This is a genomic window from Nonomuraea sp. NPDC049421, from assembly GCF_040677005.1.
In the GTDB taxonomy this organism is placed as follows: Bacteria; Actinomycetota; Actinomycetes; order Streptosporangiales; family Streptosporangiaceae; genus Nonomuraea; species Nonomuraea salmonea.
On record NZ_JBFAQA010000010.1, the window covers coordinates 186,153 to 200,299 of the forward strand.

Annotated in this window: 11 protein-coding genes; 8 read left to right on the forward strand and 3 right to left on the reverse strand. The window is 73.1% G+C overall.

What is annotated here, in order from left to right; all coding sequences use genetic code 11:
• Window positions 1-62: 62 nt before the first annotated feature.
• Together leuA and ddaH are read right to left on the reverse strand one after the other, a co-directional pair.
• Entirely contained in the window at window positions 63-1,769 is a 1,707-nt protein-coding gene (gene leuA, locus AB0K18_RS19370) for a 2-isopropylmalate synthase (protein ID WP_364915680.1), read from the reverse strand.
• Between the two features lie 183 nt (window positions 1,770-1,952).
• Complete coding sequence (gene ddaH, locus AB0K18_RS19375; protein ID WP_364915683.1) at window positions 1,953-2,699, reverse strand: dimethylargininase; 747 nt, start codon at window positions 2,697-2,699, stop codon at window positions 1,953-1,955.
• 38 nt (window positions 2,700-2,737) lie between these two features.
• On the opposite strand from ddaH, the gene AB0K18_RS19380 reads away from it, so the two are divergent.
• The 6 genes from AB0K18_RS19380 to AB0K18_RS19405 all read left to right on the forward strand — a co-directional run bounded on the left by AB0K18_RS19380 (window position 2,738) and on the right by AB0K18_RS19405 (window position 9,757).
• A complete protein-coding gene (locus AB0K18_RS19380) occupies window positions 2,738-2,983 on the forward strand; it encodes a DUF2630 family protein (RefSeq protein ID WP_364915686.1) in 246 nt (81 codons plus the stop codon).
• A gap of 41 nt (window positions 2,984-3,024) precedes the next feature.
• Window positions 3,025-4,008, forward strand: a complete 984-nt coding sequence (locus tag AB0K18_RS19385; protein WP_364915689.1) for a GNAT family N-acetyltransferase — start codon at window positions 3,025-3,027, stop codon at window positions 4,006-4,008.
• 73 nt (window positions 4,009-4,081) lie between these two features.
• Window positions 4,082-6,205, forward strand: a complete 2,124-nt coding sequence (locus AB0K18_RS19390; RefSeq protein ID WP_364915692.1) for a glycoside hydrolase family 6 protein — start codon at window positions 4,082-4,084, stop codon at window positions 6,203-6,205.
• A gap of 235 nt (window positions 6,206-6,440) precedes the next feature.
• Window positions 6,441-7,751: an MFS transporter gene (locus AB0K18_RS19395; RefSeq protein ID WP_364558093.1), complete on the forward strand. Its 1,311-nt coding sequence runs from the start codon at window positions 6,441-6,443 to the stop codon at window positions 7,749-7,751.
• A gap of 9 nt (window positions 7,752-7,760) precedes the next feature.
• Window positions 7,761-8,426 carry a response regulator transcription factor gene (locus AB0K18_RS19400; protein ID WP_364377682.1) on the forward strand — a complete coding sequence of 222 codons (666 nt, stop codon included), beginning with the start codon at window positions 7,761-7,763 and terminating at the stop codon, window positions 8,424-8,426.
• Window positions 8,423-9,757, forward strand: a complete 1,335-nt coding sequence (locus AB0K18_RS19405; RefSeq protein WP_364915696.1) for a HAMP domain-containing sensor histidine kinase — start codon at window positions 8,423-8,425, stop codon at window positions 9,755-9,757. The genes AB0K18_RS19400 and AB0K18_RS19405 overlap by 4 nt, the downstream gene beginning before the upstream one ends.
• 77 nt (window positions 9,758-9,834) lie before the next feature.
• Here AB0K18_RS19405 and AB0K18_RS19410 read toward each other — a convergent pair whose 3' ends face one another.
• Complete coding sequence (locus AB0K18_RS19410; protein ID WP_364915699.1) at window positions 9,835-10,740, reverse strand: TAXI family TRAP transporter solute-binding subunit; 906 nt, start codon at window positions 10,738-10,740, stop codon at window positions 9,835-9,837.
• A 33-nt stretch (window positions 10,741-10,773) separates the two neighbouring features.
• On the opposite strand from AB0K18_RS19410, the gene AB0K18_RS19415 reads away from it, so the two are divergent.
• Window positions 10,774-11,484: a Mut7-C RNAse domain-containing protein gene (locus tag AB0K18_RS19415; RefSeq protein ID WP_364915701.1), complete on the forward strand. Its 711-nt coding sequence runs from the start codon at window positions 10,774-10,776 to the stop codon at window positions 11,482-11,484.
• 23 nt (window positions 11,485-11,507) lie between these two features.
• On the forward strand, window positions 11,508-14,114 hold the full coding sequence (locus tag AB0K18_RS19420; RefSeq protein WP_364915704.1) for a BTAD domain-containing putative transcriptional regulator: 2,607 nt from the start codon (window positions 11,508-11,510) through the stop codon (window positions 14,112-14,114).
• Window positions 14,115-14,147: the final 33 nt, after the last annotated feature.

A 14,147-nucleotide genomic window follows, 5' to 3' on the forward strand; every position in this document is an offset into this window, starting at 1 on the left:
ATTTCGCCAGGGCATGAAAAAGCCCGAGCCCTCACCGCCGTGAGGGCTCGGGCTTTCGCAGGTCAGCGGGAGGCGCGGTTGACGGCCGAGATGATCGCCTTGAGCGAGGCCGTCGTGACGTTGGTGTCGATGCCGACGCCCCACAGGACCTGGCCGTTCACCTCGCACTCCAGGTAGGAGGCGGCCTTGGCGTCGCTGCCTGCGGTCATCGCGTGCTCGACGTAGTCGAGGACGCGCACCTGGATGCCGACGCCGGCGATGGCGTCGATGAAGGCCGAGATGGGGCCGTTGCCGGTGCCGTCGATCTCGCGGATCTCTCCGTCGAGCCGCACGTCGGCGCTGATGCGGTCTTTGTCGTCGACCGTGGACTGGTGGCGGTGGGCCATGAGGCTGAGCCGGCCCCAGCGGTTGGCGGGGTTGGGCAGGTATTCGTCGCGGAAGATCTCGTACATCGCGGCCGGGCTGATCTCGCCGCCCTCGCTGTCGGTGCGCGCCTGCACGACCTTTGAGAACTCGATCTGCAGCCGCCGCGGCAGGTCGAGCTGGTGGTCGGCCTTCATGATGTACGCGACGCCGCCCTTGCCGGACTGGCTGTTGACCCGGATGACGGCCTCGTAGGAACGCCCGATGTCCTTGGGGTCGATGGGCAGGTAGGGGACCGCCCAGGTGAACTCGTCGACCGGCACGCCGGCCGCCGCCGCGTCGCGCTCGAGGTGCTCGAAGCCCTTCTTGATGGCGTCCTGGTGGGAGCCGGAGAAGGCGGTGTAGACCAGCTCGCCGCCCCACGGGTGGCGCGGGTGCACGGGCAGCTGGTTGCAGTATTCGGTGATGCGACGGATCTCGTCGATGTCACTGAAGTCGATCTCGGGGTCGACGCCCTGGGAGAACAGGTTCATGCCGAGCGTGACCAGGCAGACGTTGCCGGTGCGCTCGCCGTTGCCGAACAGGCAGCCCTCGATGCGGTCGGCGCCCGCCATGTAGCCCAGCTCGGCGGCGGCCACGGCGCTGCCGCGGTCGTTGTGCGGGTGCAGCGACAGCACGATCGAGTCGCGGTGCTTGAGGTTGCGGTGCATCCACTCGATCTGGTCGGCGTAGACGTTGGGGGTGGCCATCTCGACGGTGGCGGGCAGGTTGATGATGACCTTGCGGTCGGGGGTGGGCTGCCACACCTCGTTGACGGCGTCGCACACCTCGACGGCGTATTCGAGCTCGGTGCCGGTGAACGACTCGGGCGAGTATTGGAAGCGGACGTCGACGTCGGTGGCGTCGGCGAGCTTCTTCACCAGCTTGGCGCCCTCGACCGCGATGGCGGTGATGCCGTCTTTGTCCTGGCCGAACACGACGCGGCGCTGCAGGGTGGAGGTCGAGTTGTACAGGTGCACGATGGCCTGCTTGGCACCCTCGATCGACTCGAAGGTGCGCTCGATCAGCTCGGGCCTGGCCTGCGTCAGCACCTGGACGACCACGTCGTCGGGGACGCGGCCCTCTTCGATGATCTTGCGGATGAAGTCGAAGTCGGTCTGCGACGCCGCCGGGAAGCCGACCTCGATCTCCTTGTAGCCCATGCGTACGAGCAGCTCGAACATCTGGAGCTTGCGGTGGGAGTCCATCGGGTCGATCAGGGCCTGGTTGCCGTCGCGCAGGTCGACCGCGCACCAGCGGGGCGCCTTGGTGATGACCTTGTCGGGCCAGGTGCGATCGGTCAGCCGGATGGGCTCGAACGGCTGATAACGATGGACGGGCATGCGGCTGGGCTGCTGAGCGGTCATGAGTCGGTGCTCCTCGTCGGTCTTCGGAAGAAAAGCGGCCGACGCGCACGACTGGCTCCGCGGCGAGGGAGCCGGCCTCTACAGGCCCCCGCCGCGGCAGCTAAGAAGCAGCCCGCGCAGCATGCCATGCACGCTACCAGACGTCTCGCCGCAGGCCGCGCAGGTTCTCACATCGTGAGAACGTCAGTCCGCCACGAGCACGCTGAGGCAGGTCACGCAGCCTTCCAGCCGCTCGAATTCCGAAATGTCAACTTTCATCACCATATAGCCGCGCTGTTCGAGCACCGTCCCTGTCTGAGGGGCCGCGGCGGACAGCAGCACCCGGTTCCCGCCCAGCGGCACCACGTGCGCGCCCGCCTCCTCCTCCGGCACCAGCAGGCCCGGCAGGTCCACGCGGCGCGGGTCGCCGATGAGCGTCCCGTCGGGCAGCGCGGTGACGGCCGACTTCAGGTGCAGCACGCCCTTGAGCTCGACGGGCACGATCCCGCGCTCCGGCAGCAGGGCGGCGAGCTGCGCGATGCCCTCGTCGTTGGTGCGGGCCGACCTGCCGACGTACACGGTGGAGCCGACCTGCAGCACGTCGCCGCCGTCGAGGGTGGCGGGCGGCGCGATGCGCACGGACGGCAGGCCCAGGCCGCGCACCACCTCCGCCACCGACTCCACCTCCGGCCGCCGCTCCTCGGCGCCCGGCCTGGTCAGCACCGCGAGGCGGCCCGACACCACCACCGCGTCCTCCACGAACGGCGCGTCGGGCAGGTCGTCGGCGCGCGGCGCGTACACCGGCCGCCAGCCCGCCTCGGCCAGCGCGGCGACGTAGGCGTCGTGCTGGACGGCGGCCCGCTCGGGATCGACCGGCTCGCGCGCGAGATGGGTGACGATGCCCTCGGCGACGCGGGGACCGGGCTTCCTTACCAGCGCAATGCCTGACATAGGGCGTGTTCTATCACGCACTGACTAGAGTCTTGGACATGCGTGACGACGAGATTCTGACCAGGATCAGCGCCCTGGTCGACGAGGAGCACGAGCTGCGCGACAGGCTCACGGCCGGTCAGGTGACCACCGACGAGGAGCAGGCGCGCATCAAGGAGCTGGAGACGGCGCTCGACCAGTGCTGGGACCTGCTCAGGCAGCGCAGGGCCAGGCGCGGCGCGGGCGAGGACCCCGACGGCGCCACCGCCAGGCCGCCCCGCGAAGTGGAGAACTACCGGCAATAAATCGTTCGCCTCGGGGCGGGGTCGTGCGGTCTCCTGGTTCCATGCGCATCCAGCCGATCGACCCGGAGCAGCCGGGCGGCCTCATCGAGGGCCTGCACGAGGCGTACGTCACGGCCGAGGCGGCGAGCGGCGACGACCGCGGCCCTGAGCCCACCCTGGCCTGGTTCTCCCATCTGATCAGGAGAGGCGGGGCGGGCCAGCGTTACGAGGCGTGGGTGGCGACCGACGGCGGCAAGGTGGCGGGCGGTTACGGGCTGGAGCTCTACGAGACCGACAACCGGCACATCGGCTGGCTCTTCCCGCTCGCCGTACGTCCCGAGTCGCAGGGCCGTGGCCTCGGCACCGCCCTGTTCGCGCACGCGCTCGACCGGATGCGCGCGAACGGCAGGACGCTGCTGCTGACCGAGACGATCACCACGGGCACGGCCGCCCGCTTCGCCGCCGCGCGCGGCATGACGGTGGCGATGAACGAGGCCCGACGCACGCTCGACCTGCGCGCCGCCGACTGGGACGCGCTGCGCCGCATGCGTCCCGAGGTGCCCGGCTACCACCTGGAGCAGTGGATCGGCCCGGCCGGGCCCGAGCTGCTGCCCGACCTGGCCGTGCTGATGGACGGCATGAACGACGCCCCGCGCGACCCCGGCGTCGAGGACCAGGTCCACTCCGTCGAGCGGCTGCGGCAGCGCGAGGAGTCCATCCCGCTGACCGCCCGCACCAGCTACACCACGATCGCCCGGCGCACGTCTGACGGCGCCCCCGCCGGCTACACCCGCATCCTGCTCGACACCGCCCGCGACAACGGCTGGGGCCACCAGACCGACACCACCGTGCTGCGCGAGCACCGCGGCCACCGGCTCGGGCTGCTGCTCAAGGTCGCCAACCTGCTGTGGCTGCGCGAGCACGAGCCGCACCTCGACCGGATCATCACCTGGAACGCCGTCTCCAACGCCCACATGCTGGCCATCAACGAGGCGATGGGGTTCGAGCTGTTCGACGAGTGGCACGAGTGGCGGCTGCCCTTGTGAAGACCGCTGTGAAGATCGCTGTGAATCGCATAAGCATGGCCCGGCCGCCGCGCCGGGGCTAACCTGACGCATTATGACCTTGGAGTCGCTGAGGAACGGAGATCCGCGGCAGGTGGGGCCGTACACCCTGCTGGGCCGGCTCGGCGAGGGCGGCATGGGGGTCGTCTACCTCGGCGAGGGCCCCGGCGGCCGGGTCGCGGTCAAGGTCATCCACGCCAGGATGGACGCCGACGCCGGCTTCCGCCGCAGGTTCGCCCGCGAGGTGGCCGCCGCGCAGCGGGTCGCCAGGTTCTGTACGGCGCCCGTGCTCGACGCCGACGTCGGCGGCGACGTGGCGTACCTCGTCACCGAATACGTCGAGGGCCCCAGCCTGGACGCGGCTGTGGAGGAGTCGGGGCCGCTCAAGGGGTCGGCGCTCGACGGACTCGCCGCCGCCATGGCGATGGCCCTGCGCGCCATCCACGGGGCCGGGGTCGTGCACCGCGACCTCAAGCCGTCGAACGTGCTGCTGTCGCAGGTCGGGCCCAAGGTGATCGACTTCGGCATCGCGCATCTCGTGGACTCCGAGATGAGCAGCGCCATCGTGGGGACGCCGTCGTACATGTCGCCCGAGCAGGTGTCGGGCGTCACCGTGGGGCCCGCGTCGGACATCTTCTCCTGGGGCTGCACGGTCGCGTACGCGGCGAGCGGCTTTTCCCCGTTCGGCACCGGATCCGTTCCCGACGTGCTGATGCGCGTCATCAACGACCCGCCTGAGCTGTCCGGGCTGCCTGGGCCGCTGCACGACCTGGTGGTCGCCGCCCTGTCCAAGAACCCCGCCGAGCGCCCCACCGCGCAGGACCTCATGGACCGGCTGAGCACCGGCCCGGGAAGTGCGGCCCTGCCGGAGGTGGCCGGCTCCGGCGCGCCGGTCGCCGAGCCGCTCCAAGATACCGGCAGGTGGGTGCCCGAAGACGAGGGAGCGCTCACGGCGGCGTCGGGGCAGCGGAAGTGGGTGCTGGCGGCGGCCGTCGCGGTCGTGGCGGTGGCCGGGTTCTCCGTGGCGATGGCGGTCAGGGGGTCGGGCGATCCAGGTGCCCACGGGAGGACGTCCGCCACGGGAGCGAGTCAGGCGACGGGCGCGTCCGCGAGCGCGACGGGCGGCACGGCGAAGAGCACGCCGGGAAGCGGTGGCGGCGGAGCGGGGAACCCGTTGCGGGCCGGTGGTGCGGTGGCCTTCTACTCCCCGAAGGAGCCGTTCGCGAGCGAGCAGGCCGGCCGCTGGCGCAAGGACCGCCCGAAGGACGCCGCGCTGATGGACCGGCTGGCCGCGGTCCCCCACGCCATCCGGCTCGCCGATCCTGAGGTCAGGCCGAAGGTGGCGGCGGCGGTCACGGCGTCGGGGCAGGCGGGCGCGGTGCCGGTGTTCATGGTCGACGACCTGCCGGGCAGCGACTGCCGGCCGCCCTCCGGCACCGAGCTGAAGGGCTACCAGGAATGGATCGAGGGGATCGCCAGGACGATCGGCCCGTCCAAGGCGGTGGTGATCCTCGAACCCGGCAGCCTGGTCCGCGTCCCCGGCGCGAAGAACTGCGACCCCGGCGGTTCCCCCGAGCCGCGTTACCAGGCGCTGCGCGCCGCCGTGGCCACGCTCAAGTCGAACCCGGGCACGGCCGTCTACCTGGACGGCGCCCAGGCGCACTGGCCGGGCACCGAGGTCATGGCCGGGCGGCTGCTCGGGGCGGGCGTCGAGCGGGCCGACGGCTTCTTCCTCAACACCGCCGCCTTCACCGCGACCGAGCCGACCGTCGCGTACGGCAAGGAGCTGTCCGCCTGCATCGGCGTCCGCGTGAAGTCGGGCGGCTCGGGCTGCCCGAAGAACGACGGCGTGAACCCCGCGGCGATGCCGCACTTCGTGGTGGACACCAGCAGGAACGGCCAGGGGACCTGGGTGCCGGACGAGCACTACGAGGACCCGCAGACGTGGTGCAACCCGCCGGGCCGCGGCGTGGGCCCCCGCCCGACCACGGAGACGGGCGAGGAGCTGGTGGACGCGTACCTGTGGATCTCCAGGCCGGGCGTCTCCGGCGGCCGGTGCACGCGCGGCACGGACGGCGAGAAGGACCCGGAACGCGGCGTCGTGTCACCGCCGTCCGGCGAGTGGTGGGACGTGCTGGGCCTGGAGATGGCGAAGAACGCGAACCCACCCCTCAACTGACACCCCGACCCCGGCCCGCCGCCACCCACACCCCCGCAAGACCCCGGCCGGTGGCGCCCTGCCGCCACCCACGCCCTTCCAAGACCGCCGCCCGTGTTGCGGGCTGGTTAAGTGCAGGTAAGAAGTCATGTTAAGCGGACGTTAGATCTGGCCCCGCTCATCTTGTCCGAACAACCTTCCGCCGTAAGGCTCTGGCCAGCACCCACTCCCCCCAGAGCCCTCCAGGAGGTTCTTCGTGAGCAAGGCACGCGTGCCGTGGAAGGCCGTGCTCGGCGGATCCGTCGGCAATCTCGTCGAGTGGTACGACTGGTTCGTCTACAGCAGCTTCGCCGTCTACTTCGCGGCGTCCTTCTTCCCCGAGGGCGACACCACGGCCAAGCTGCTCAACACGGCCGCCATCTTCGCCGTCGGCTTCTTCATGCGCCCGCTGGGCGGCTGGCTGCTCGGCCGCTACGCCGACAGGAAGGGCCGTAAGGCGGCGCTCACGCTCACCGTCACGCTCATGTCGGCCAGCGCCCTGCTGATCGCGGTCGCCCCCACGTACGACTCGGTCGGTTACGTCGGCGCGCTGGTGCTGGTGGTGGCCCGCCTGCTCCAGGGTCTGTCGGTGGGCGGCGAGTACGCGGCCAGCGCCACGTACCTGACCGAGGCCACCCCGAAGGGCCGGCGCGGCATGGCGTCGAGCTTCCAGTACGTCTCGATGACCGCGGGCCAGCTCGTCGGCCTCGGCCTGCAGATCATCCTGCAGAACACGATGTCCAAGGAGGCGCTCGACTCCTACGGCTGGCGGATCCCGTTCCTGGTGGGCGCGGTGGCCGCGGCGGTGGTGTTCTGGCTGCGGCGCAACCTGCTGGAGACGGAGGCGTACGACGAGGAGGAGCGCGAGGCGGCGCCCGCCCGGCGGGGCACGATCGCGCAGCTGCTGGCCCACAAGAAGGAGGCGCTGCTGGTCATCGCGCTGACGATGGGCGGCACGGTGGCGTACTACACGTACACGACGTACCTCACGAAGTACCTGTCGAACACGGCGGGCCTGCCGAAGGAGACGGCGACGCTGGTGAGCTTCTGCGCGCTGTTCGTCTTCATGTGCCTCCAGCCGCTCGCGGGGTCGCTGTCGGACCGGATCGGGCGCAGGCCGCTGCTGATCACGTTCGGGATCGGGTCGATGGTCGGGACGGTGCCGCTGATGACGGCGCTTGGCCAGGTGAGCGGGTTCGGCGGCGGGCTGGTGCTGTCGCTGATCGGCCTGATCATCATCACCGGCTACACCTCGATCAACGCGGTGGTGAAGGCCGAGCTGTTCCCGACGCACGTGCGCGCCCTGGGCGTCGCGCTCCCGTACGCGATCGCGAACGCCCTGTTCGGCGGCACCGCCGAGTACGTCGCGCTGTGGTTCAAGGACGCCGGCGTCGAGTCGGGCTTCTACTGGTACGTCTCCGGCTGCGCCGCCGTGTCCCTCGTCGTCTACCTGTTCATGCGCGAGACCAGGGACGCCGCGCTGTCCCGCAGCGAGGCGGCGGCCGAGTCGGTGCCCGCCCGCGTCTAACCTGGCCACATGCGGGTTCTCCTGGTGGAGGACGACGATCGGCTCGCCTCCGCGCTGACCACGGCGCTCGCCCGGCACGGCCATCAGGTCACCAGGGCGGGGCTGGCCGTCGACGCCCTCCGCCTGGCGGGGGGCGTCGACTTCGTGCTGCTCGACCTGGGCCTGCCCGACATGGACGGGCTCGACGTGCTGCGCAGGCTGCGGCGGGTCTCGGCGGTGCCGCTGATCGTGGTGACGGCCCGTACGGAGGAGCGGGAGGTGCTGCGCGGCCTGCGGTCGGGGGCCGACGACTTCCTGGTCAAGCCGTTCCGTACGGTGGAGCTGATGGCCCGCATGGAGGCGGTGATGCGGCGGGGCACCCGCCCGCGCCCGCCGCGCGACGAGGTGGTGCGGGTCGGCGACGTCCGCATCGACCTGGAGGGCCGCCAGGTCACGGTGGCCGGTGCGCCGGTGACGCTGACGCGGCGCGAGTTCGACCTGCTGGCGATGCTGGCCCGTGAGCCGGGCGTGGTGCGGGGCCGCGAGGAGATCCTGGACGAGATCTGGGGCGACCCGCTGCTGTCGGCGTCCCGCTCGCTCGACGTGCACGTGGCCAACCTGCGCGCGAAGACGGGCCGGCCCGGCCTGGTGGAGACGTTGCGCGGCACGGGTTACCGGCTGGGCTCGACGGCGTGAACGCCCGGCTGGTCGGTACGTTCACGACGCTGATCGTGTTCCTGGTGGCGGCGCTGGCGGTGCCGCTGGGCCTGGCGTACGCCTCCCACCGGACCAACCGGCTGCTGCTCGACCGCCGCGCCGACGCCACCCGCTTCGCCGAGCTGGCCGACCAGGCGGCTCGCGAGGACGACTACACGGCTCTGATCGCCGAGGTCGACCGCTACGCCGCCCTCTACGGCGCCGCCGTCCGCGTCCGCGACAGGGACGGCACGGCCCTGCTGACGGCGGGCGACTTCACCGTGGACGACGGCGAGGCGCTGCGGCTCGCGCTGTCCGGCCGTACGACGGAGGACCTGCCGACGATCAGCCCGTTCGGCCCCGGCACGGTGCTGCTGGCCGAGCCGGCCGGCCGCGACGCGCAGCTGTCGGGCGTGGTGCTGCTCCAGACGCCCACGGACCAGGCGCGCGGTGACGTGACGCTGGTGTGGGGCGCGCTGGCGCTGGGCACGCTGGCGTCGGTCTCGTACGCGGTGCTGGCGGCCAGGCGGCTGGCCCGCTGGATCCTGCGCCCGGTCACCGAGCTCGACCGCACCACGCGGGCGATCGCCCAGGGGCGGCTGGACGCGCGGGCGCATCCCGGCGTCGGCCCCTCCGAGCTGCGGCGGCTGGAGGAGCGGTTCAACGCGATGGCCGACGCGGTGGCGGGCGCGATGGAGCGGCAGCGGGCGTTCGTGGCCGACGCCTCGCACGAACTGCGCACCCCGCTGACGGTGCTCGGGCTGCGGCTGGAGAACCTGGAGCCGCACCTGCGTCACGAGGGCACGACCGAGTACGCCGAGGCGATGGCGGAGCTGGACCGGCTGTCGCTGCTGGTGGAGGACCTGCTGGCGCTGGCCAAGGTGGAGGCGGGCGCGGGGGTGGGCGGCAAGGACGTCGAGCTGGGGCCGCGCCTGGTGACGTGGCGGGAGGTGTACGCGGCCAAGGGCGTGCGGCTGGTGACCGAGGTCTCCGGCGAGGTCGTTCCCGAGGCGGCGGCCAGGATCGCGGACATCGCGCTCGACAACGCCCAGAAGTTCGTGCCCGCGGGTGGCACGGTCACCGTCACCCTGGACGGCGGCCTGGACGGCGGCGTGCTGCGCGTCGCCGACGATGGCCCTGGGCTCGGGGAGGAGGAGCGCGCGGAGGCGCTCGGCCGCTTCTGGCGCTCGGGCTCCCACGCGAACGTGCCGGGCAGCGGCCTCGGGCTGGCCATCGCCGCCGAGCTGGCCAGGGCCTGCGGCGCCACCCTGCACCTGCTCCCCGCCGACCCCCACGGCCTGATCGTGGAGCTCCGCCTGCCTCAGCCGTAGCGCAAGCGCTGCACCTGCCTCAGCCGTAGCGCAAGCGCTGCACCTGCCTCAGCCGTAGCGCAAGCGCTGCATCTGCCTCAGCCGTAGACCGAGCGGTAGTAGCGGGCGGCGCCAGGGTGGAGGATCACGACGCCGGTGCCGATGGCGTAGCGCTTGTCAAGGCGCCCGCCGGGCGCCGACGGCGCCTGGAGGCGGTCGCGGGCCAGGAAGAGCGTCTCGGTGATCGTGTACGCGGTGTCCTCAGGCAGCGAGGTGCGGCACATAAGGTAGCTGGGCGTCCCCACGGTCGGCACCGCCCTGACGGCCCCGTACGCGCCGGCGGGCACGGACGCGTGCTCGTAGACGGGCCCGTAGCGGCGCCGCAGCTCCGGCACCAGCGGTTCGAGCGGCACCAGGCGGATGTCGGGCAGCGCCTCAAGGGCGGGCGTGGGCACCCCGCCCGACCAGAAGAACGCCTCGACCCGCCCGTCACGCAGCGCCTTGATCGACGGGTCGAGCCCGAGTCTGGAGACGCGGGGCGGGGTGGTCAGCCCGGCGACGGCCAGCACGCGATCGGCGGTGACGGCGGTGCCGGACCCGTCGAGCCCGATGGACACGGCCCGCCCGGCGAGCTGCCCCGGCCCGGTGATCGCGGAGTCCTTGGCGACGACCAGGTGCACGTAGTTCATGTACATCCGGGCCAGGGCGGAGACCGGCTGCCGGCGTACGCGGACGGCGTCGTCGGCGCTGTCGGCCAGCGCGAACCCCACGTCGGCCCGCCCGTCGGTCATCATCGTGAGGTTCTCCACGCTGGCGGCGGTGCGCAGCACCCGAACCCGCCGCCCGTCACGCCGCAGCTCCTCGGCGAGCCGGTCGCCGAGCGCGCCGTAGGGACCGCCCGCCAGGCCCGTGGCCAGCCGCAACTCCGGCAGGTCCGCGCCGCCGCCCGAGCAGCCGGCGGCGAGCAGGGCAAGGCCGAGGAAGGAGCGGCGGGAAACGGGCATGATTCACGCTATCCGGTGGCGGAGAATGGACGCGTGACGATCGCACGCCTGCGCATCTCCTCAGAGCTGACGATGTTCCTGCCCGCGAGCCGCCGCCAGGAGTGGCAGGAGGTCACCCCCGACGGCACCGCCACGCTCGGTCACCACGTCGAGTCGCTGGGCGTGCCGCTGACGGAGGTGGGGCCGATGCTGGCGGGCGGCCGGGGCGTCCCGCCGTCCCACCTGCTCGCGCCGGGCGACGAGGTGGAGGTGCACCCGGTGCCGCGCCCCCAGCCGCTGCCCGGTGAGCCGAAGTTCCTGCTCGACGTGCATCTGGGCACGCTGGCGCGGCGGCTGCGGCTGCTCGGCATCGACACCGCCTACCACAACGACATGGACGACCCGGCGCTCGTGGCGCAGGCCAACGAGGAGCGGCGGGTGCTGCTCACCCAGGACCGCGGCCTGCTGCGCCGCCGCGCGCTCTGGCTGGGCGCGTACGTCCGCGGCTCGGCCCCGTCCGACCAGCTGCGCGACCTGCTGGAGCGCTTCGCGCCGCCGCTGCGCCCGTGGACGCGCTGCACCGCCTGCAACGGCGTGCTGCGGCCGGTGACCAAGGACGAGGTGGAGCCGCTGCTGGAGGCGGGCACCCGGCGCTCCTACGACGCCTACGGCCGCTGCGGCTCGTGCGGCCAGGTCTACTGGCACGGCGCGCACAGCGGCCATCTGGAGGAGATCGTCCGCATGGCCACCGCCTGGTCCGCGTGAGCCGGGCGACGATGGAGGGCCGCATGGAGGGTCGCATAGAGGGCCGCATGGAGTTCCGCATCATGGGGCCGCTCGCGGTGCTCGACGCCGAGGGCCGCGACCGCACCCCGACCGTGCCCAAGCACCGCGACCTGCTCGCCCTGTTCCTGCTGCACGCGGGCCGTCCGCTGACGGTCGAGCGGCTGCGCAGGCTGTTATGGGCGAGTGAGGGCGGCGACAGGTCCGACTCCCTGGTCCGCGGTTACGTGGGCGAGCTGCGCCGGCTGGTCGGCAAGGACGTGATCACGACCGTGTCCGGCTCCTACGTGCTGGCGCTGGGCGACGGCCTGCTCGACGTCGACAGGTTCCGGCTGCTGGTCTACAGGGGCGCGAACGAGGAGGCGCTGGCGCTGTGGCGCGGCGAGGCGCTGGAGGACGTCGACCCCGAGGGCGCGCGGTGGGCCGAGACGCGCCGGCTGCGCGATGAGCTGGAGGAGCTGCGGCTGCTCGCGCTGGAGCGCCGGGTGCAGGCCGACCTCGAGGCCGGGCGGCACCGCGAGCTGCTGGCCGAGCTGAAGCAGCTGACCCGGCTCCATCCGACGTGGCAGCGCTTCCGCGGCCAGTACATGCTGGCCCTCTACCGCAGCGGGCGGCGGGTCGAGGCGCTGGCGGCGTACGCGGTGCTGCGCGACAAGCTCGACGGCGGCCACGCCATCGAGCCCGACCCCGAGCTGCAACTGCTCTACCACCGCATGCTGCACGACGACGTCTCCCTGCACGTGTCGGCGGGCCCGCCGGTGCTGCTGCCGCCCGACGTCAGCGGCTTCACCGGCCGCGCGGGACTGCTGGAGCGGGTGATCGGCGAGCAGGTGGTGGTGCACGGGCAGGCCGGCGCGGGCAAGTCGGCGCTGGCCGTGCACGCGGCCTGGCAGCGCCGCGCCGGCTTCTCCGACGGCATCCTGTACGCCGACCTGCGCGAGACCACGGCACCGGCCGCCGTCCTCGAGGACTTCCTGCGCTGGCTGGGCTGCCCGGCCCAGGCCATCCCGGCCTCGCTGGAGCAGCGGGCCCGGCTGTTCCGCACGTACGCCGCCAACCGGTCGATGCTCGTGCTGCTCGACAACGCGGCGGACGAGGCCCAGGTGCGCCCGCTGCTGTCGGCCTGCCCGACGGTCGTGACGAGCCGGTCCCCGCTCGGCGGCCTGACCGGGGCGCGGCGGCTGTCGGTCGGGGTGCTCGACGAGAAGGAGGCGCTGGAGCTGCTGATCGCGGGCTCCGGCCGGGACGCTGGCGACGAGTCCTGGCCGCGGCTGGCGCGGCTGTGCGGCGGGCTGCCGCTCGCGCTGCGCATCGCCGCCTCCCGGCTGGCGGCCCGCCCCGAGTGGACGGTCGGCTACCTCGTGCGGCTGCTGGAGGACGAGCAGGGGCGGCTCGACCGGCTGCACGCGGGCGACCAGACCGTGCGCAGCGTGCTCGCGATCGGCTTCGACGGCCTGCCCGAGCCCGCCAAGCTGACGCTGCGCGGCCTCGGCGCCCTGTCCGCGCCCGACGTCGCCGACTGGGTGACCGAGCTGCTCGGCGGGCAGGCGGAGGCGCTGGTGGACGCGGGGCTGCTGGAGACGTACGGGATCGACGTCGCGGGCCAGGTCCGCTACCGGATGCACGACCTGACCCGGCTGTTCGCCCGCGAGCAGCCGGTGCCCGGCGTGCCGGCGAAGGTGGCGGCGGCGGCGCTGGCGCGGGTGCGGGCCTCGCGGTTCTCGCTGGTGTCGGGCGATCCGGAGACGGCGGTCGCCACGCGGGACATCAGGGAGTCGGTGGAGTGGCTGGCCGCCGAGCGGGCCTTCCTGGTCGGCCTGGTCGGCGACCTGCACGCGGCGGGGCTCGACGAGGACTGCTGGCGGCTCGGCCACCTGCTGGCGCCGTTCCTGGAGCGGCACAGGTTCCTCGACGACTGGCGGACGGTGGCCGGGCTCGGCCTCGCGTCGGCGCGCCGGGCGGGCGACGGCCAGGGCGCCGGGCTCGTCCTGCTCGACCTGGGCGACCTGCACCTGGCGGAGCGGCGGTGGGACGAGGCCGAGGAGGTGCTGCGGCCGGCGCTGGAGACATGCCTGCGGCACGGCGGGGCCCGCCACGCGAACCGGGTGCGGCTCCGGCTCGGCCGCGTCCACCTGGAGCTGGGCCGGCTCGACGCGGCCGAGGAGACGCTGCGGCGGTGCCGCGAGGCCGCCGGCAACGTGCGTGACGAGGCCGACGCCGACCGGGTGCTCGGCGAGGTGCTGCGCCGCGCGGGCCGCCTCGACGAGGCCGCCGAACGCCTGCTCGCCGCCGTCGAGGGGCTGGCCAAGCTGGGCGACCGGCACCGGCAGGCCGACGCGCTGCTCGACCTGTCCGCCGTACGCCTGGCACAGGCCGCCAAGCCGGCCGCCAGGGCCGCCGCCGAGCAGGCCAGGGGCATCGCCGTACGCCTCGGTGACCGGCTGCTCGACGCCTACGCCCTGCTGGCCCTGGCCGGGGTGAACCGGGCGGAGGGCGCGGCGGGGCGGGCCGCCGAGCTGGCGGGCGCGGCGCTGGAGGTGTTCGACGAGACCGGCGACCAGCGCGGCGCCGCCAACGCCCGCGCTTTCCTGGCCCGCACCCCGCTCCGCTGACCGCCGCGCCCCGCTCCACTGACCCCGCCGCCG